Source organism: Pseudomonas sp. SDO5522_S412, from assembly GCF_054071215.1.
In genome coordinates this window covers 1-19263 of record NZ_JBSVWQ010000020.1, presented here as the reverse complement: position 1 = coordinate 19263, position 19263 = coordinate 1, and the positions used below count along the sequence as shown (strand labels likewise).

General features: G+C 63.0%; 12 protein-coding genes. 10 read left to right on the top strand and 2 right to left on the bottom strand.

The window, feature by feature from the left end:
* The first annotated feature begins 6 nt into the window (after positions 1-6).
* From ACW9I6_RS07330 to ACW9I6_RS07285, 10 genes are all read left to right on the top strand, one after another.
* Positions 7-603 (top strand): cysteine dioxygenase family protein, encoded by a 597-nt coding sequence (locus tag ACW9I6_RS07330; RefSeq protein WP_008435185.1) that lies wholly within the window; start codon positions 7-9, stop codon positions 601-603.
* Between the two features lie 135 nt (positions 604-738).
* Entirely contained in the window at positions 739-1386 is a 648-nt protein-coding gene (locus tag ACW9I6_RS07325) for a glutathione S-transferase family protein (protein ID WP_167665003.1), read from the top strand.
* A 25-nt stretch (positions 1387-1411) separates the two neighbouring features.
* Positions 1412-4159, top strand: a complete 2748-nt coding sequence (gene metC, locus ACW9I6_RS07320; protein ID WP_457339107.1) for a cystathionine beta-lyase — start codon at positions 1412-1414, stop codon at positions 4157-4159.
* 74 nt (positions 4160-4233) lie between these two features.
* On the top strand, positions 4234-4734 hold the full coding sequence (tpx, locus tag ACW9I6_RS07315) for a thiol peroxidase (protein ID WP_457339106.1): 501 nt from the start codon (positions 4234-4236) through the stop codon (positions 4732-4734).
* A gap of 230 nt (positions 4735-4964) precedes the next feature.
* Complete coding sequence (locus tag ACW9I6_RS07310) at positions 4965-6275, top strand: MdtA/MuxA family multidrug efflux RND transporter periplasmic adaptor subunit (protein ID WP_003207498.1); 1311 nt, start codon at positions 4965-4967, stop codon at positions 6273-6275.
* The gene (locus tag ACW9I6_RS07305) at positions 6272-9373 is read left to right on the top strand and encodes an MdtB/MuxB family multidrug efflux RND transporter permease subunit (protein ID WP_457339105.1); all 3102 of its coding nucleotides are present in this window, start codon (positions 6272-6274) and stop codon (positions 9371-9373) included. The genes ACW9I6_RS07310 and ACW9I6_RS07305 overlap by 4 nt, the downstream gene beginning before the upstream one ends.
* Complete coding sequence (locus tag ACW9I6_RS07300; RefSeq protein WP_003207502.1) at positions 9370-12477, top strand: efflux RND transporter permease subunit; 3108 nt, start codon at positions 9370-9372, stop codon at positions 12475-12477. The genes ACW9I6_RS07305 and ACW9I6_RS07300 overlap by 4 nt, the downstream gene beginning before the upstream one ends.
* Complete coding sequence (locus ACW9I6_RS07295) at positions 12474-13952, top strand: efflux transporter outer membrane subunit (protein ID WP_003207503.1); 1479 nt, start codon at positions 12474-12476, stop codon at positions 13950-13952. Before ACW9I6_RS07300 ends, ACW9I6_RS07295 begins: the two co-directional genes overlap by 4 nt.
* Before the next feature lie 274 nt (positions 13953-14226).
* Positions 14227-16320 carry a putative bifunctional diguanylate cyclase/phosphodiesterase gene (locus ACW9I6_RS07290; RefSeq protein WP_003207505.1) on the top strand — a complete coding sequence of 698 codons (2094 nt, stop codon included), beginning with the start codon at positions 14227-14229 and terminating at the stop codon, positions 16318-16320.
* 72 nt (positions 16321-16392) lie between these two features.
* Entirely contained in the window at positions 16393-17139 is a 747-nt protein-coding gene (locus ACW9I6_RS07285) for an SDR family oxidoreductase (protein ID WP_008435175.1), read from the top strand.
* Positions 17140-17188: 49 nt separating this feature from the next.
* On the opposite strand, the gene ACW9I6_RS07280 is transcribed toward ACW9I6_RS07285, so the two are convergent.
* Both ACW9I6_RS07280 and mapR read right to left on the bottom strand, forming a co-directional pair.
* The gene (locus tag ACW9I6_RS07280) at positions 17189-17560 is read right to left on the bottom strand and encodes a hypothetical protein (RefSeq protein ID WP_008435173.1); all 372 of its coding nucleotides are present in this window, start codon (positions 17558-17560) and stop codon (positions 17189-17191) included.
* A 188-nt stretch (positions 17561-17748) separates the two neighbouring features.
* The gene (gene mapR, locus ACW9I6_RS07275) at positions 17749-19158 is read right to left on the bottom strand and encodes a GntR family transcriptional regulator MpaR (protein WP_457339104.1); all 1410 of its coding nucleotides are present in this window, start codon (positions 19156-19158) and stop codon (positions 17749-17751) included.
* Positions 19159-19263 lie beyond the last annotated feature (105 nt).

Sequence of the window (19263 nt, the reverse complement as noted above, 5' to 3'; positions counted from 1 at the left end):
CTCGTCATGAGTACCGCAAACCGTGCCGCCGTTATCGAAGACTTCCTGCAGCAGATCCGCGTCATCAACCAGCGTGGCGTAGACCGCGCGGCCCTGGTGGAAATCGTCGGGCTGCTGGAAACCCTGGCCGAGCGCCGGGACCTGTTCAACTTCAGCGAATTCCCCGCGCCGGTGCCGGGCCAGGGCAGTACCGCGTTCCGCTATCGCCTGAATGACGATGGCGACACGCCCACCCTGTACCTGAACTCGTTGCTGCCGGGCAAAAGCACCCTCCCGCACAACCACGAAACCTGGGCGATCATCAGTGCCGTTGAAGGCCAGGAAATCAACTATGTGTATGGCCGCAACGATGAAGGGCGTGAGGAAGGCTTCACCACCCTGACCCTTGAGAAAGAAGTCGTCGTGCAGCCGGGCACCTCTATCTCGTTCCTCGGTGAAGACCTGCACGGGATTCGCGTTGAGGGTGAGCAGGCGACCTTGCATTTCCACCTGTACGGCCTGCCGCTGGAATCCCTCAACGGCCGTTATGGCGTTGAAGCAGACGGCCGGATCCTCAACTACAACGCCTCGCAGATGGCGCCTTCAATCCGGGCCTATTCCTGAGCACAACACACATCAAATGTGGGAGTGGGCTTGCTCGCGAATGGGGTGTGTCAGCCAATGAATGCGTTTCTGACCCACCGCATTCGCGAGCAAGCCCGCTCCCACAATTGGATCCGCGTTCATCCAGGGTTTTTTATGATTGATCTGTATTACTGGCCTACGGGCAACGGCCTGAAAGTCGGCATCCTGCTGGAAGAGCTGGAGGCGGAGTACCGCCTGATTCCGGTCAACATCCGCGAAGGCGCGCAGAAGCAGGAAAGCTTCCAGCGCATCAGTGCGAATGGGCGGATTCCGGCGATTGTCGACCACAGCCTTGAAGCACCCCTGAGCCTGTTCGAGTCCGGGGCGATCCTGAACTACCTGGCGGACAAGGCCGGGCGCTTCCTGCCGCCCGCCGGCACCGCCGAGCGCCAGAAGGTCCAGGAATGGCTGTTCTGGCAGGTAGGGCATATCACCCCGTACCTGAGCCAGTTGCAGCTGTTCAAGGAGAAGGCCCCGGAACCGATTCCCTTTGCCCTGGACCTGCTGAACGCCGAAGCCACGCGCCTGTATCGGGTGCTGGAGCAGCGCCTGGCGGAGGTGCCGTATGTGGCGGGCGAATACTCGGTGGCCGACATGGCGATCTTCCCGTGGATCCAGCCCCTGCGCCAAGGCCAGGACCTGGCGGACTACCCGAACATCCAGGCCTGGCGTCTGCGCATCAAGGCGCGCCCGGCAGTCCAGCGGGCCTATGCCAAGGGCCGTGAAGTGGCCGCTGGCGAGCGTTCGCTGGCCTTGCAGTAACCCATCTATTTTTTGCGGGACTTCCATGAGCCAGACCATCACACCCGGGCAATTGCAACAATGGCTGTTTGACGGCCAGGAAATCGCCCTGTTCGACGTACGCGAGCACGGCCAATACGGCGAGGCCCACCTGTTTCACGGGGTGAACCTGCCCTATAGCCGCCTGGAACTGGAGGTGCAGCGCCTGGCACCGAATCCCCGGGTGCGCCTGGTGATCTACGACCAGGACGGCGGCGATGTGGCTGCGCGCACGGCACTGCGTTTGCAAGCGCTGGGCTACCGCCATGTGCATGTACTGGAAGGTGGTGCGAACGCTTGGCAGGCGGCGGGTTTGCAGTTGTTCGCCGGGGTGCATGTGCCGTCGAAAGCCTTTGGCGAATTGGTGGAAGAGGCCAGCCACACACCCCACGTCACCGCGCAGCAACTGGCGGACTGGCAGGCCACGGGCGAGCCGCTGGTGGTGCTGGACGGTCGGCCGTTCGATGAATACCGCAAGATGACCATTCCCGGTTCCATCTGCTGCCCCAATGGTGAGCTGGGCTACCGCGTGCACGACCTGGTGCCGGATGAAACCACGCCGATCGTGGTCAACTGCGCCGGGCGTACCCGCAGCATTATCGGCGCCCAGACGTTGATCAATCTGGGGGTGAAGAACCCGGTTTATGCCCTGGAAAACGGTACCCAGGGTTGGTACCTGGCGGATTTCAAGCTGGAGCACGGCAGCACCCGGCGTTATGCCGACCAGGTCTCGACGGATCTGGGCCAGCAGCGCGAGGCTGCCCGGCAATTGGCGGAGCGGGCAGGGGTGGTCAGTGTCAAGGCGGAGCAGGTCCGGCAATGGGCGGCGGACCCGGCCCGTAGCCTGTTCCTGTGCGATGTGCGTACCGCTGAAGAATTTGCCGCCGGCAGTTTGCCGGGGGCGCAACACACGCCGGGCGGGCAATTGATCCAGTCCACCGACCTGTACATCGGCGTGCGTCAGGCACGGGTGGTGCTGCTGGACAGTGATGGTGTGCGTGCGCCGATTGTCGCCAGTTGGCTGCGGCAGTTGGGGCATGAGGCGTATGTGCTGGAGGGTGGCGTCCACAGTGGATTGGCGCTGGAGGTCAAGGAGGCCGTGCCCTTTGACGCGCTGCCGCTGATCTCGGTGCAGGCGCTGGCCGAGGCGCTGAAGGACGACACCGTGGACCTGGTGGACCTGCGCCCGAGCATGATCCATCGCAAGGGCCGGATTGTCGGTTCGCGCTGGTCGATTCGTTCGCGGTTGACCGCGGGTGGGCGTCCACTGGTGCTGCTGGCTGATGATCCGGCACTGGCCGCTTTTGCTGCGTTGGGCTTGGGCGGCGATGTGCGTTTGCTCGACGGCGGCTATGCCGCGTGGGTTGCGGCCGGTTTGCCGGTGATCGAGGATGCGCAAACGCCTCCGGACAACCAGTGCATCGACTTCCTGTTCTTCACCCACGACCGCCACAGCGGCAACAAGGACGCTGCCCGCCAATATCTCGCCTGGGAAATTGGCCTGTTGGCACAGATGAGCGAAGCGGAAATCGCCAGTCTCAAGCCGTTGTTGCCCGCGTCACGGGTGCGTACCCGGCTGATTCACGCGGCGCGTACCGAAGGCGGCAATGGTGGTCGGGCGGTGAACGTACCGATCATCCGCCTGAGCACCGTGCTGTTCGACAACCTGGCCCAGATGCGTGACGCCCGCTCCCGACGCGACAGTGAGCGGGTCCTGAGTTACGGCGCACGCGGCAATCCCACTGCTTTTGCCCTTGAAGACCTGGTCACCGAACTTGAGGGTGGCTATCGCACACGGCTGTATGGCACCGGGCTCGCCGCCGCGGCGCAGACGTTCCTGGCCTACCTGCGGCCCGGCGACCATGTGTTGATCACCGACGCCGTCTATTCGCCGGTGCGCAAACTGGCCCGGGAGTTCCTCCAGCCATTCGGCATCGAAGTCAGCTATTTCGCCCCGGACGGCAGCGGCCTGGAAGCGCAACTGCAGGCCAACACCAAAATGGTCTACGCCGAAGTGCCGGGTTCGCTGCTGTATGAGCTGTGTGACCTGCCCGCGCTAGCCGCACTGTGCAAGCCGCGGGGCATTCTGTTGGCGGTGGACAACACCTGGGGCTCGGCGTACCTGTACCGCCCGCTGGCGCTGGGTGCCGACATCTCGATCATGGCCTTGACCAAGTACCTTGGCGGCCACAGTGACGTGATGATGGGCAGCGTCTGCACCACCGAAGCGGCATGGCCGGCCCTGGCGAAAATGAGCGATACCTTTGGCAATGCAGTGAGTGCCGACGATGCCTACCTGATCCTGCGTGGCGCACGCACCCTGGCTTCCCGGCTGGACGTGCACGAGCGCCAGGCGTTGAAGATTGCCCAGTGGTTGCAGGCGCAGCCGCAGGTCAAGCGGGTGTTTCATCCGGCACTGGCGGAGCATCCTGGCCACGCGCTGTGGAAGCGTGACTTCAGCGGGAGCAACGGTTTGCTGTCCTTCGAACTCGACCGCGCGGATGCCGGCTACGTCGAACGGTTTATCGACGGCCTGCAGCTGTTTGGCTTGGGCGCATCCTGGGGCGGCTTTGAAAGCCTGGTGACCCTGGCCGATACACAGGATCGCCAGAACGCCGCCGACCGTGGATTGAACCCGGTGGTGCGCCTGCATGTGGGGCTGGAGGATGTGGAGGCGTTGATCGAGGATCTGCAGCGCGGGTTCGTGGCGGCGGGCGTTGAGCCTCGCACCATGACAATTTGCGTCCGCCCATAGGTGCCAATCGAACTTTGTGTTTAACTTCGGCACCTGAAATTCGTTTCACTACCACCACTAGAAGGATTCCGTTCATGGCTCAAGTTACCCATAAAGGCAACCCTATCCAGGTCGACGGCGACTTGCCACAAGTCGGCGCCAAAGCGCCAGCCTTTACCCTGACTGCTAGCGATCTGTCGGACGCGACCCTGGCTACCTTTGCCGGCAAGCGCAAAGTGCTGAACATTTTCCCAAGCGTTGATACCCCGACCTGCGCGACTTCGGTTCGCAAGTTCAACGCCCAGGCCAACAGCGTGGACAACGCCGTGGTGCTGTGCATCTCCACTGACCTGCCATTTGCCCAGGCACGTTTCTGCGGCGCCGAAGGCCTGGAAAACGTTAAGAACCTGTCGGACTTCCGCGATGCCGGCTTTGCCGTTGACTACGGCGTTGCGATCGCCGCAGGCCCGCTGCGCGGCCTGACCGCCCGTGCCGTCGTGGTACTGGACGAGAACGACAACGTACTGCACAGCGAACTGGTCAGCGAAATCGGCCAAGAGCCGAACTACGAGGCAGCCCTGGCTGTTTTGAAGTAACTGTTACTACGCATTACTGTCGTTTTGCAGTAACACGCGTGATGCAGTATTACGGCCTGGCCTAGTCCAGGCCGTTTTTATTTGTGCTTCAGAGGTTTAGCCAGATAGCGAATGGACTAAGCACAGAAGTTAAAAGTTGTAATCCAAGGTAAATAGCCGGTAAAGGCGCTTTTCTTAACGCGCCCCAGTGCTTATCTTTCAGCCTCCCGAAGAAGAAGCTCTCGCACCCAATGGTTGATCACTCCATGCAATCCACCCCTCGTCACTCCCGCCGCTGGCTGTTCGGCCTGCTCGTGCTGCTGGTCATTGCCGGCCTGTGCTGGAAGTTCTGGCCTGGCACCAGCCACAAGGACAGCGCCGAGAAGAAGCCCGCCGGGCATGCCGGCAAGTCGGGGATGATGCGCCCGGGCTTTGGGGGTTCTACCGGCCCGGTGCCGGTGCGTGTGGCGCCGGCGGTGCTGGGCGAATTCCCGGTGTACTACAAGGCGCTGGGTACGGTGACGGCACTCAACACCATCAATGTGCGCAGCCGGGTTGGCGGAGAGCTGGTCAAGATCGCCTTTGAAGAGGGGCAGATGGTCAAGGCCGGTGACCTGCTGGCGGAAATCGACCCGCGCAGTTACCAGAATGCCTTGCTCCAGGCCCAGGGCACGTTGCTGCAGAACCAGGCCCAGCTGAAAAACGCCCAGGTCGACGTGCAGCGTTATCGCGACCTGTATGCCCAGGACAGTATCGCCAAGCAGACCCTGGACACCGCCGAAGCGCTGGTGTTGCAGTACCAGGGCACGGTCAAGACCAACCAGGGCGCGGTGGATGACGCCAAGCTCAACCTCGAATTCACCAAGATCCGCGCACCGATCACCGGGCGTGTCGGCCTGCGCCAGGTGGACGTGGGCAACCTCGTCGCCGCCAACGACACCACCTTCCTGGCGGTGATCACCCAGACCCAACCCATCAGCGTGGTCTTCACGTTGCCGGAAAACACCCTGGAAACCGTGCTGGCGCGTTATCACGCCGGCAACAAGCTGCCGGTGGAAGCCTGGGACCGTGGCGATGTCGCGGTGAAAGCCACGGGCGTGCTGCAGAGCCTCGATAACCAGATCGACGTCACCACCGGCACCCTGAAATTCAAGGCGCGGTTCGATAACAAGGACCAGGCGCTGTTCCCCAACCAGTTCGTGAACGTGCACTTGCTGGCCGACACCCTGCACAACGTGGTGCTGGCGCCGTCGGCGGCGATTCAGTTCGGCAATACCGGCACCTTCGTCTACGTGCTCGATGGCGACAAGAAGGTCAAGGTGCGTCCGCTGGTGATCGGTGATTCCGATGGCGACAACACCGTGGTCAAGCAAGGCCTGGCCGCCGGCGACCGCGTGGTGCTGGAAGGCACCGACCGCCTGAAGGACGGCAGTGACATTGAAGTGGTCAACGACAGCACTGAGGTGCCGACCACGCCGACCGAACACCTCCAGGGTCAACCGGCAGCCAAGACGCAACAAGGCCCGGCTGATGCCGCCAAGGCGCAAAAGGGCGGCGCATGAACCTCTCGCGGCTGTTCATCCTTCGCCCGGTAGCCACTACCCTGAGCATGCTGGCCATTGTCCTGGCCGGCGTGATCGCTTATCGCCTGCTGCCGGTCTCGGCCTTGCCCCAGGTGGATTACCCGACCATCCGGGTGATGACCCTGTACCCCGGCGCCAGTCCGGACGTAATGACCAGCGCGGTCACGGCGCCCCTTGAGCGTCAGTTCGGGCAGATGCCCGGCCTGACCCAGATGGCGTCCACCAGCTCCGGCGGCGCCTCGGTGCTGACCCTGCGTTTCAACCTCGACATCAACATGGATGTCGCCGAGCAACAGGTGCAGGCCGCGATCAACGCCGCCACCAACCTGCTGCCCAAGGACCTGCCGGCGCCGCCGGTGTACAACAAGGTCAACCCGGCGGATACCCCGGTGCTGACCCTGGCCATCACCTCCAAGACCATGTTGCTGCCCAAGCTCAATGACCTGGTCGACACGCGCATGGCGCAGAAGATCGCGCAGATCAGCGGCGTCGGCATGGTCAGCATCGCCGGCGGCCAGCGCCAGGCGGTGCGGATCAAGGTCAACCCCGAGGCCCTGGCGGCCAACGGCCTGAACCTGTCGGATGTGCGCACCCTGATCGCCGCCTCCAACGTCAACCAGCCCAAGGGTAACTTTGACGGCCCCACGCGGGTGTCGATGCTCGACGCCAACGACCAGTTGGTCTCGCCCAAGGAATACGCCGAACTGATCCTCGCCTACAACAACGGCGCGCCGTTGCGGCTCAAGGATGTGGCGCAGATCGTCGACGGCGCCGAGAACGAACGCCTCGCGGCCTGGGCCAACGAAAACCAGGCGGTCCTGCTGAACATCCAGCGCCAGCCCGGGGCCAACGTCATCGAGGTGGTGGACCGGATCAAGGCGCTGTTGCCAAGCATCACCGACAACCTGCCGGCGGGCCTGGACGTGACGGTGCTTACCGACCGTACCCAGACCATCCGGGCCTCGGTCAAGGATGTACAACACGAATTGCTGATCGCCATTGCCCTGGTGGTGATGGTGACGTTCCTGTTCCTGCGTCGCTTCAGCGCGACCATCATTCCGTCCATCGCCGTGCCGCTGTCCCTGGTGGGCACCTTCGGCGTGATGTACCTCGCCGGTTTCTCCATCAACAACCTGACGCTGATGGCGCTGACCATCGCCACCGGTTTCGTGGTGGACGACGCCATCGTGATGCTGGAGAACATTTCCCGCTACATCGAGGAAGGCGATACACCGCTCAATGCGGCGCTCAAGGGCGCCAAGCAGATCGGCTTCACCCTGATTTCCCTGACCCTGTCGCTGATCGCGGTATTGATCCCGCTGCTGTTCATGGCGGACGTGGTGGGGCGCTTGTTCCGTGAATTCGCGATCACCCTGGCGGTGGCGATCCTGATTTCCCTGGTGGTGTCCCTGACCCTGACGCCGATGATGTGCGCGCGGTTGCTCAAGCGTGAGCCGAAAGAGGACGAGCAGGGCCGTTTCTACAAGGCCAGCGGCGCCTGGATCGACTGGCTGATCGAGGCCTACGGGCGCAAGTTGCAGTGGGTGCTCAAGCATCAGCCGCTGACCCTGCTGGTGGCCATCGCCACCCTGGGCCTGACCGTGGCGTTGTACATGGTGGTGCCCAAGGGCTTCTTCCCGGTGCAGGACACCGGCGTGATCCAGGGCATTTCCGAAGCGCCACAGTCGATTTCCTTTGCGGCGATGAGCCAGCGCCAGCAGGAACTGGCGAAGATCATCCTCGAAGACCCGGCGGTGGAGAGCCTGTCGTCCTATATCGGGGTAGACGGTGATAACGCCACCCTCAACAGTGGTCGCCTGCTGATCAACCTCAAGCCCCACGGCGAACGGGACCTGAGCGCGGCACAGATCATCACGCGCCTGCAGCCGCAACTGGACAAGCTGGTGGGGATTCGCCTGTTCATGCAGCCGGTGCAGGACCTGACCATCGAAGACCGCGTCAGCCGTACCCAGTACCAGTTCAGCATGTCCTCGCCGGACGCCGAGCTGCTGGCCTTGTGGAGTGAAAAGCTGGTACACGCCCTCAGCCAGTTGCCGGAACTCTCCGACGTCGCCAGCGACCTGCAGGACAAGGGCCTGCAGGTGTACCTGGTGATCGACCGTGACGCCGCATCGCGCCTTGGCGTGTCGGTGTCGACCATCACTGACGCGCTGTACGACGCGTTCGGCCAGCGGCAGATATCCACCATCTACACCCAGGCCAGCCAGTACCGCGTGGTATTGCAGGCCCAGTCCGGTGAAACCCTCGGCCCGGACGCCCTGAACCAGATCCATGTGAAAACCACCGACGGTGGCCAGGTGCGGCTGTCGAGCCTGGCCCATGTGGAACAGCGCCAGGCCCAGTTGGCGATCGCGCATATCGGTCAGTTCCCGGCGGTGATGATGTCGTTCAACCTGGCCCCTGGCGTGGCGCTGGGCAAGGGCGTCGAACTGATCAACCAGACCCAGAAAGACATCGGTATGCCGGTGGGCGTGCAGACCCAGTTCCAGGGCGCGGCCCAGGCATTCGAGGCTTCGCTGTCGAGTACCTTGCTGCTGATCCTGGCGGCGGTGGTGACCATGTACATCGTGCTCGGGGTGCTCTACGAGAGCTACATCCACCCGATCACCATCCTCTCGACCCTGCCGTCGGCAGCGGTGGGCGCCTTGCTGGCCTTGCTGCTCAGTGGCAACGACCTGGGGATGATCGCGATCATCGGCATCATCCTGCTGATCGGCATCGTGAAGAAGAACGCGATCATGATGATCGACTTTGCCCTCGACGCTGAGCGCAACCAGGGCCTGGACCCGCAAACCGCGATCTACCAGGCGGCGCTGTTGCGCTTCCGGCCGATCCTGATGACCACCCTGGCGGCGCTGTTCGGTGCCGTACCGTTGATGCTCGCCACCGGCTCCGGCGCCGAGTTGCGCCAGCCGCTTGGCCTGGTGATGGTGGGCGGGCTGCTGGTGAGCCAGGTGTTGACCCTGTTTACCACCCCGGTGATCTACCTGTATTTCGACCGCCTCGGCCGTCGCTGGCGCAAAGAACCGGTGCGCCTGGAGCCGGTTGAGTCATGAACCTGTCCGGACCTTTCATTCGCCGGCCGGTAGCCACCATGCTGCTGAGCCTGGCGATCATGCTGCTGGGCGGCGTCAGCTTCAACCTGTTGCCGGTGTCGCCATTGCCGCAGATCGATTTCCCGGTGATCGTGGTGTCGGCCAGCTTGCCGGGGGCCAGCCCCGAGGTGATGGCGTCTACGGTGGCCACGCCGCTGGAGCGTTCCTTCGGCGCGATTGCCGGCATTACCACCATGAGCAGTTCGTCGAGCCAGGGTTCGACCCGGGTGATCCTGGCGTTCGACTCCAATCGCGACATCAACGGCGCGGCGCGGGAAGTGCAAGCGGCGATCAACGCCTCGCGTAACCTGCTGCCCAGTGGCATGCGCAGCATGCCCACCTACAAGAAGATCAACCCGTCCCAGGCGCCCATCATGGTGCTGTCCCTGACCTCGGACGTGTTGCCCAAGGGCCAGCTGTACGACCTGGCCTCGACCATCCTGTCCCAGAGCCTGTCCCAGGTGCCGGGCGTGGGTGAAGTGCAGATCGGCGGCAGCTCCTTGCCCGCCGTGCGTATCGAACTGGAACCCAAGGCCCTCGACCAGTACGGCGTGGCCCTGGACGATGTGCGTAATACCATCGCCAATGCCAACGTGCGCCGGCCCAAGGGTTCGCTGGAGGACAGCCAGCGCAACTGGCAGATCCAGGCCAACGACCAGCTGGAAAAGGCCAAGGACTATGAACCGCTGCTGATCCGCTACCAGAATGGCGCGGCCTTGCGCCTGGGGGATGTGGCGAAGATCAGCGACGGCGTCGAGGACCGCTACAACAGCGGCTTCTTCAACAATGACTCGGCGGTGCTGCTGGTGATCAACCGCCAGTCCGGCGCCAACATCATCGAGACGGTGAAGCAGATCAAGGCACAACTGCCGGCCTTGCAGGCGGTGTTGCCGTCCAGCGTCAAGCTGAACCTGGCCATGGACCGTTCGCCGGTGATCACCGCCACCTTGCACGAAGCCGAGATGACCCTGCTGATTGCCGTGGCCCTGGTGATCCTGGTGGTGTACCTGTTCCTCGGCAACTTCCGCGCCTCGCTGATTCCCACCCTGGCGGTGCCGGTGTCGCTGGTGGGCACGTTTGCAGTGATGTACCTGTTCGGCTTTTCCCTGAACAACCTGTCGCTGATGGCGCTGATCCTCGCCACCGGCCTGGTGGTGGACGATGCCATCGTGGTGCTGGAGAACATTTCCCGGCACATCGACGAGGGTGTGCCGCCGATGAAGGCGGCGTACCTGGGGGCCCAGGAAGTCGGCTTCACCTTGCTGTCGATGAACGTCTCGCTGGTGGCGGTGTTCCTCTCGATCCTGTTCATGGGCGGTATCGTTACCAGCCTGTTCCGCGAGTTTTCCATCACCCTCGCAGCGGCGATCATCGTCTCGCTGGTGGTGTCGCTGACCCTGACCCCGATGCTCTGCGCCCGCTGGCTCAAGCCCCATGTCAAAGGCCAGGAAACAGGCTTGCAGCGCTGGAGCCAGAAGATCAACGACCGCATGGTGGCAGGCTACGCCCGCAGCCTGGACTGGGTGCTGCGCCACAAGCGCCTGACGCTGCTCAGCCTGTTGGTGACCATCGGGGTCAACGTCGCGCTGTATGTGGTGGTGCCGAAAACCTTCATGCCCCAGCAGGACACCGGGCAACTGATCGGCTTTGTGCGTGGCGACGACGGGCTGTCATTCAGTGTGATGCAGCCGAAGATGGAAATCTTCCGCAAGGCCGTCCTGCAGGACCCCGCGGTGTTGAGCGTGGCAGGCTTTATTGGCGGCAACAGCGGCACCAACAACGCGGTGATGCTGGTGCGGCTCAAGCCCATCAGCGAACGCAAGATTTCTGCCCAGGCGGTGATCGAGCGCATGCGCAAGAATGTGCCACTGGTGCCCGGCGGGCGCCTGATGCTGATGGCTGACCAGGACCTGCAATTCGGCGGCGGCCGCGACCAGACCACCTCGCAGTATTCCTACATCCTGCAAAGCGGTGATCTGGCGGCCTTGCGCCTGTGGTACCCGAAAGTGGTTGCCGCGTTGCGTGAGCTGCCGGAGCTGACCGCCATCGATGCCCGTGAAGGGCGCGGCGCGGCCCAGGTGACGTTGATTGTCGACCGCGACCAGGCCAAGCGCCTGGGCATTGACATGGACATGGTCACTGCCGTGCTCAACAACGCCTACAGTCAGCGGCAGATTTCCACCATCTACGACAGCCTCAACCAGTACCAGGTGGTGATGGAGGTCAATCCGAAGTACGCCCAGGACCCGATCACCCTCAATCAGATGCAGGTGATCACGTCCACCGGTGCGCGCGTGCCGCTGTCGGCCATCGCTCACTATGAGAACAGCCTGGCGGACGACCGGGTCAGCCATGAAGGCCAGTTCGCCTCGGAAAACATTGCGTTTGATATGTCGCCCGGCGTCACGGTGGAGCAGGGCACGGCCGCCATTGAGCGGGCGATTGCCAAGGTCGGCCTGCCGGAAGAGGTGATCGCGAAGATGGCCGGTACGGCCGACGCCTTCGCCGCCACCCAGAAAGGCCAACCGTTCATGATCCTCGGTGCACTGGTAGCGGTGTACCTGGTATTGGGGATTCTGTATGAGAGCTATATCCACCCGCTGACCATTCTGTCGACCTTGCCGTCGGCGGGGGTGGGCGCCTTGCTTTCGATTTACCTGCTGGGGGGCGAGTTCAGCCTGATCTCGCTGCTGGGGCTGTTCCTGCTGATCGGGGTGGTGAAGAAAAACGCGATCCTGATGATCGACCTTGCGCTGCAACTGGAACGCAAGGACGGCATGAGCCCGCTGGAATCGATCCGCGCCGCCTGCCTGGTGCGGCTGCGCCCGATCCTGATGACCACGCTGGCGGCGATTCTTGGCGCCGTGCCGCTGCTGCTCAGCACGGCCGAAGGCGCGGAAATGCGCCAGCCCCTGGGCCTGACGATTATCGGCGGGCTGGTGTTCAGCCAGATCCTGACCCTCTACACCACGCCTGTGGTTTACCTTTATCTCGACCGCCTGCGCCACCGTTTCAACGGTTGGCGCGGAGTGCGTACCGATGCTGCCCTGGACACTGCGCTATGACCGATTCAACGTTTCCCACCGTGCAACGTCTGGCGATGACTCGCGGCTCAAAGCTGCTGAGCCTGGCCCTGTGCGGCGTGATGCTCAGCGCCTGCGCCGTCGGCCCGGACTACAAACGCCCCGAATTGACCGAGCCGGCCCAGTACAAAGAGGCCCAGGGCTGGCGCCAGGCCGCGCCCAGCGACTCGCTGGCCCGGGGCGCCTGGTGGGAGCTGTACGGCGACAAACAACTCAATGAGCTGGTAGAAAAACTCAACAGCTCCAACCAGACCGTGGCCCAGGCCGAGGCGCGTTATCGCCAGGCCGCCTCGCAGGTGCGCAGTGCCCGTGGGGCGTTCTTCCCCACGGTTGACCTGAGTGCCTCGAAAAGCCGGGCCAGCCAGGGTACCGGCAGCAGTAACGCCAGCCTCAGCAGCTCCAGCAGCGGTATTCGCGACACCCTCAACACCCAGTTGGGCGTGAGCTGGGAAGCCGATATCTGGGGCAAACTGCGCCGGGGCCTGGAAGCCAATGAAGCCAGCGCCGAAGCCAGCGCGGCGGATCTTGCGGCGATGCGCCTGAGCCAGCAATCGGAACTGGTGCAGGATTACCTGCAACTGCGGGTCATGGACGAACAGACCCGTTTGCTGCAGGCCACGGTGGACACCTACCAGCGCTCCCTGCAGATGACCCAGAACCAATACCGCGCCGGTGTCTCGGGCAAGGATGCCATCGCCCAGGCCCAGACCCAGCTGAAAAGCACCCAGGCCAGCATGATCGACCTGATCTGGCAGCGGGCGCAGCTGGAAAACGCAATTGCCGTGCTGATCGGTGTGCCGCCGGCCAACTTCAACCTGGCGGTGAGCAAGGACATTCCGGCGCTGCCGCAGATTCCGGTGAGCCTGCCGTCGCAACTGCTGGAGCGCCGCCCGGATATCGCCCAGGCGGAGCGCTCGGTGATCGCGGCCAATGCCAACATCGGCGTGGCCAAGACCGCTTACTACCCGGACCTGACCCTGAGCCTGGCCGGCGGCTATTCCAGCAGCACCTACGCCGACTGGATCAGCCTGCCGAACCGCTTCTGGTCGGTGGGGCCGAAACTCGCCATGACCCTGTTCGACGGGGGCCAGCGTTCGGCGGAAGTTGACCGCGCCGAGGCGTCCTACGATGAAACCGTGGCCAAGTACCGCCAGACCGTACTCGATGGGTTCCGTGAGGTGGAAAACTACATGGTCCAGCTCAAGGTCCTGGAAGACGAGGCGGTCGTGAGTAACGAGGCCCTCGAAGCGGCCCGGGAATCCCTGCGCCTGACCCAGAACCAGTACAAGGCCGGGTTGATCGCCTATCTCGATGTGGTCACCGTGCAAGCCACCGCCCTGAGCAACGAGCGTACGGTGCTGACCCTGCTGCAAACCCGGCTGGTTGCCAGTGTGCAACTGATCGCTGCACTGGGCGGTGGCTGGGATGGCCAAATGCAGCTGAGCGACAAGAAGTAAACACCGCTCTGGCAGGTGTACCGGCTTGTGTGGGAGCGGGTTTGCTCGCGAAAGCGGTGGGTCAGTCAACTGTGTATGGACTGACCCGCCGCTTTCGTGAGCAAGCCCGCTCCCACAAGGGTTCTGCGGTGTTTTTGAGCCAGCGGATTGGCGTCAAATTTTGAATGATGGCTATACGACAATATTTCAGGTGTACAAGATTTATTCTCGCTACAATCCCTGACTTTTCAGCCCGGCACGGATGCCGTTCGGCCCATAGGTCACGAGAAGTCCCATGCTCACCGGTAGTTATTCCCCCGCCCTGGTCCTGATTTCCCTGTTCGTCGCGATCCTTGCATCCTATACGGCGTTGGACCTGACCGGCCGCATCGCCACTGCCAGGGGCCGCGCGGTGTACCTGTGGATGGGCGGCGGCGCGCTGGCGATGGGCGTGGGCATCTGGTCGATGCACTTTATCGGCATGCTCGCCTTCCGCCTGCCCATCAGCCTCGGCTATGACGTCGGCATCACGGCGCTGTCGTTGTTGATCGCGATCCTGTCCAGCGGTTTTGCCTTGTGGCTGGTGAGCCAGCCGCGTTTGCCGGCGTGGCAACTGGCATTTGGCGCATTGATCATGGGCGCCGGCATCAGCGCCATGCACTACACCGGCATGGCCGCCATGCGCATGACCCCCGGCATCGACTACGACCCCACGCTGTTCACCGCCTCGTTGCTGATTGCCGTGGGTGCGTCGGCGGCGGCGTTGTGGATTGCCTTCAACCTGCGGCGCAACACGCCGTATGTGCGGTTGGCCCGAGGCGGGGCGGCGATGGTGATGGGCGTGGCGATTGTCGGCATGCACTACACCGGCATGGCCGCCGCGCGTTTCGCCGATGGCAGCTTCTGCGGCGCGGCCCTGGACGGCTTGAGTGGCAAGGGCCTGGATAATCTGGTGCTGGTTACCACCCTGGCAGTGTTGATCATCGCGCTGCTGACCTCCCTGGCCGATGCCCGCCTGGAAGCCCGCACCGCGGTGTTGGCCGACTCCCTGACCCAGGCCAACCAGGAACTCACCCACCTGGCCCTGCACGACATGCTCACCGGCTTGCCCAATCGCACCCTGCTCGCCGACCGGATCCAGCAGGCGATACAGCGGGTGAACGAAGAGGGCGGCTGCTTCGCGCTGATGTTTATCGACCTGGACGGCTTCAAGCCGGTGAATGACGCTTTTGGTCACCACATGGGCGACCAGCTGTTGCAGCAAGTCGGCCTGCGCCTGCGCGAAGACTTGCGCAGCCAGGACACCCTGGCCCGCATCGGCGGTGACGAGTTTGTATTGCTGGTGCAATTGGGCCAGCCCGACGATGCGTTGCGCTTGGCCGAGCGCCAGGTGGGCATGATCAACCAGGCCTTCCACGTCGCCGAGCATGAGCTGAAAATCTCCGCCAGCATCGGCATCGCACTGTTCCCCGGCAACGGCGCCACGCCCCAGGAACTGCTGATGAACGCCGACGCGGCGATGTATCACGCCAAGGGCATGGGCAAGAACGGCTACAGCTTTTTCGACGTGTCGATGAACACCAATGCGCGCAAGCAACTGCAACTGCTGCAGGACTTGCGCAATGCCGTGGAGCACGAGCAGTTCCGGCTTTATTACCAGCCCAAGTTCGACGCCATCAGCGGCCGCCCGGTCGGTGCCGAGGCGCTGCTGCGCTGGGAGCACCCGCAACAAGGCCTGTTGTTGCCGGACAAGTTTATCGAGCTGGCGGAAAAGACCGGGCTGATCATCCCCATCGGCGAATGGGTACTCAACGAAGCCTGCCGCCAGATGCAGGTGTGGTATGCCCAGGGCTATCACGACTGGCGCATTGCCGTGAACCTGTCGGCGTTGCAGTTCTGCCACGCCGGGCTGGTCAAGAGTGTCGCCGCTGCCCTGGAACGCCACCGCTTGCCAGCCAACAGCCTGACCCTGGAAATCACCGAAACCACCGCCATGAGCGATGCCGACGCGAGCATGACGGTGTTGCAGAAGCTTTCGGACATGGGCGTCGACCTGTCCATCGACGACTTCGGTACCGGCTATTCGAGCCTGATGTACCTCAAGCGTCTGCCGGCCAATGAGCTGAAGATCGACCGGGGCTTCGTGCGTGACCTGGAGCACGACAGCGACGATGCCGCCATCGTCTCGGCCATCGTTGCCCTCGGTCAGGCCCTGGGCCTGCGCATTGTGGCCGAGGGTGTAGAGACCGACTCACAGCAGAGCTTCCTCACCCGGCTGGGCTGCGATTCGCTTCAGGGGTATCTGCTGGGGCATCCGTTGCCGGCCGAGGGTTTCATGGCCGACATCCAGCGCGCCGAGCAGGTGGTGAGTGTGCATTCGGTGATGTGAGCCCATGCAAAACCTGCAGGGCGCAGGTAGTATTGGATCCATCAGCTCACGTTGAACCAGGAGACCTTACACATGGACAAAGTCGTCGTCATCACCGGTGGCAGTCGTGGGATCGGCGCCGCCACGGCGCTGCTGGCCGCCGCCCAGGGCTATCGCATCTGTATCAATTACCAGGCCGATGAAGACGCCGCCCACCGCGTACTTGAGCAAGTGCGTGCCCTCGGCGCCCAGGCGATTGCCGTGCGGGCTGATGTCAGCATTGAAGACGAAGTGATTGGCCTGTTCCACCGGGTCGATACCGAACTGGGCCGGGTGACGGCACTGGTCAACAACGCAGGTACCGTCGGGCACAAGTCGCGGGTCGATGAGATGTCCGAGTTCCGCATCCTGAAGACCCTCAGGACCAATGTGTTGGGGCCGATCCTGTGTGCCAAGCATGCGCTGCTGCGCATGTCGCCCAAGCATGGCGGGCAGGGCGGCAGCATCGTCAACGTTTCATCGGCCGCCGCGCGGTTGGGCTCGCCGGGGGAGTATGTGGATTACGCCGCGTCCAAGGGTGCGCTGGATACCTTCACTCTCGGGCTCTCCAAGGAAGTGGCGGGCGAGGGGATCCGGGTCAATGGCGTGCGTCCCGGGTTTATTTTCACCGACTTCCACGCCCTGAGCGGCGACCCGGATCGGGTCAGCAAGCTTGAACCGGGCATCCCCATGGCCCGTGGCGGGCGTGCAGAGGAAGTCGCGGAAGGGATTATCTGGCTGCTCTCGGACAAGGCGTCCTATGCGACGGGAACCTTTCTTGACCTGGCGGGCGGTCGGTAGTTTTGTACCGCCTGTGGCGAGGGGCACGCCGCTCGCCACAGCCCAGGTATCAGGCGCCGCGCAGCGCTTCATAGCCCCTGAGGGAAAACGCCTTGAGCAGGCTGGCCTCCGAGTCTGGATGAATGGCGTAGCCGTGATTCGAAAAACCGTCCAGGACACCGTTGCGGCTATGGCTGGCGCTTAATTTGAGATCGTCCACGTTGTCGATAAATCGCAGTACCTTATCCAGGTTGTAGGTGGCGTCGGCGCGAGAGTCCGGGTCTTGGTTGGCCGCGCTCCAGTCACCCACCTGGCGCTTCAGGTCATCGCTCACTTCGTAGTGGTCGCGGTTATCCAGGAAGTTCTTCAGCACAGGGCTTTGTTCGGTAATCTGGTCACTCGATCGATGATCTCCCGCGGGGCGCCCGGTAGCGCCTGTCATTTCGCGCACCTGTTGCTGCTCTGCGGCACGCATATAGTGGGGGGGAACGGGAAGGGGTCGCAGGCCGGCAGCTGAAGAAATAGTCATAAGGCATCTCTGATGTGAACCAAGTGAATGCGCTCTTTCTATCGTAAGAAATAGCGCACTCCTGTGTGGTTCTTAGCCCGGCTACGGTTCCCATCCGTAGGTTAAAACGACCGCACAATCTTCCCCAGCGTCTCCATCGCCTTCTCACACGACTCATCCCACGGGCTGCCGTAGTTCAAGCGAATGCAGTTCCTGAAGCGCTGTGTCGGCGAGAAGATCGGTCCCGGTGCGATGCTGATGCCCTGGGCCAGCGCCATCTGGAACAACTTCAACGAGTCGGTCTGCTCCGGCAATTCCAGCCACAGGAAGTACCCGCCGGCAGGCTGGCTGACCCGTGTCTGCGCCGGGAAATAGCGCGCGATGGCGGCGAGCATGGCGCTTTGCTGTTCTTCCAGCGCGTAACGCAATTTACGCAGATGCCGGTCGTACCCGCCGTGTTGCAGGTAATCGGCAATCGCCGCCTGGGCGGGCATCGAGGCACACAGCGACGTCATCAATTTCAGCCGCTCGATCTTCTGCGCATAACGTCCGGCGGCGACCCAGCCGATGCGGTAGCCCGGAGCCAGGCTCTTGGCGAACGAGCCGCAATGCATCACCAGACCTTCGGTGTCGAACGCCTTCGCCGGTTTGGGCGCCTGTTGACCGTAGTACAACTCGGCGTACACGTCGTCTTCGATCAGCGGCACCTGGTGGCTGCGCAGTAACTCCACCAGTTCCTGTTTCCGGGCCTTGGGCATGGTTGCGCCCATCGGGTTCTGGAAACTGGTCATGCACCAGCAGGCCTTGATCGGGTAACGCTCCAGGCTTTGCGCCAGCACCTTGAGGTCGATGCCATCGCGTGGGTGTACGGGGATTTCCACCGCCTTGAGTTTCAGGCGCTCGAGGATTTGCAGGCTGGCGTAGAACGCCGGTGCTTCGATGGCCACCAGGTCGCCCGGCTCGGTCACGGCTTGCAGGCACAGGTTCAGTGCTTCAAGGGCGCCGTTGGTGATCAACAGTTCTTCCATGGGCAGCATCAGCCCGCCCACCATGTAGCGCAAGGCAATTTGCCGGCGCAGTTGCGGGTTGCCCGGCGACATGTCGGTGACCACCATGCGCGGGTCCATTTCCCGGCTGGCGCTGGCCAGGGAACGGGCCAGGCGTTGCAGCGGGAACAGCGTCGGGCTGGGGAAGGCCGAGCCGAAGGGCACGGTTTGCGGGTCCTTGATGGAATCGAGCACCGAGAACACCAATTCGCTGACGTCCACCTCGGTGGACTCGTGCACATGGGCACTCACCACCGGCTCGGAAAACGGGCTGGGCGCATGGGTGTTGACGAAGTACCCGGAGCGCGGCCGGGCGCGGATCAGCCCGCGTCGCTCCAGCAGGTAGTACGCCTGGAACACCGTGGACGGGCTGACACCGTAGGTCTGGCTGGCATAACGCACCGAAGGCACGCGCTGGCCGGGCCCGAGCACGCCGGAGCGGATCAGTTCTGCGATGTCGTCGGCGAATTTTTCGTAGCGTTTCATTGGGGCTCAGTGCTTTGAACAGATTTTGCTGATTGAACACAGATCAAACGGTGGGAGCGGGCTTGCTCGCGAAAGCAATCTTTCAGTTCACCCACCCGCTTACCT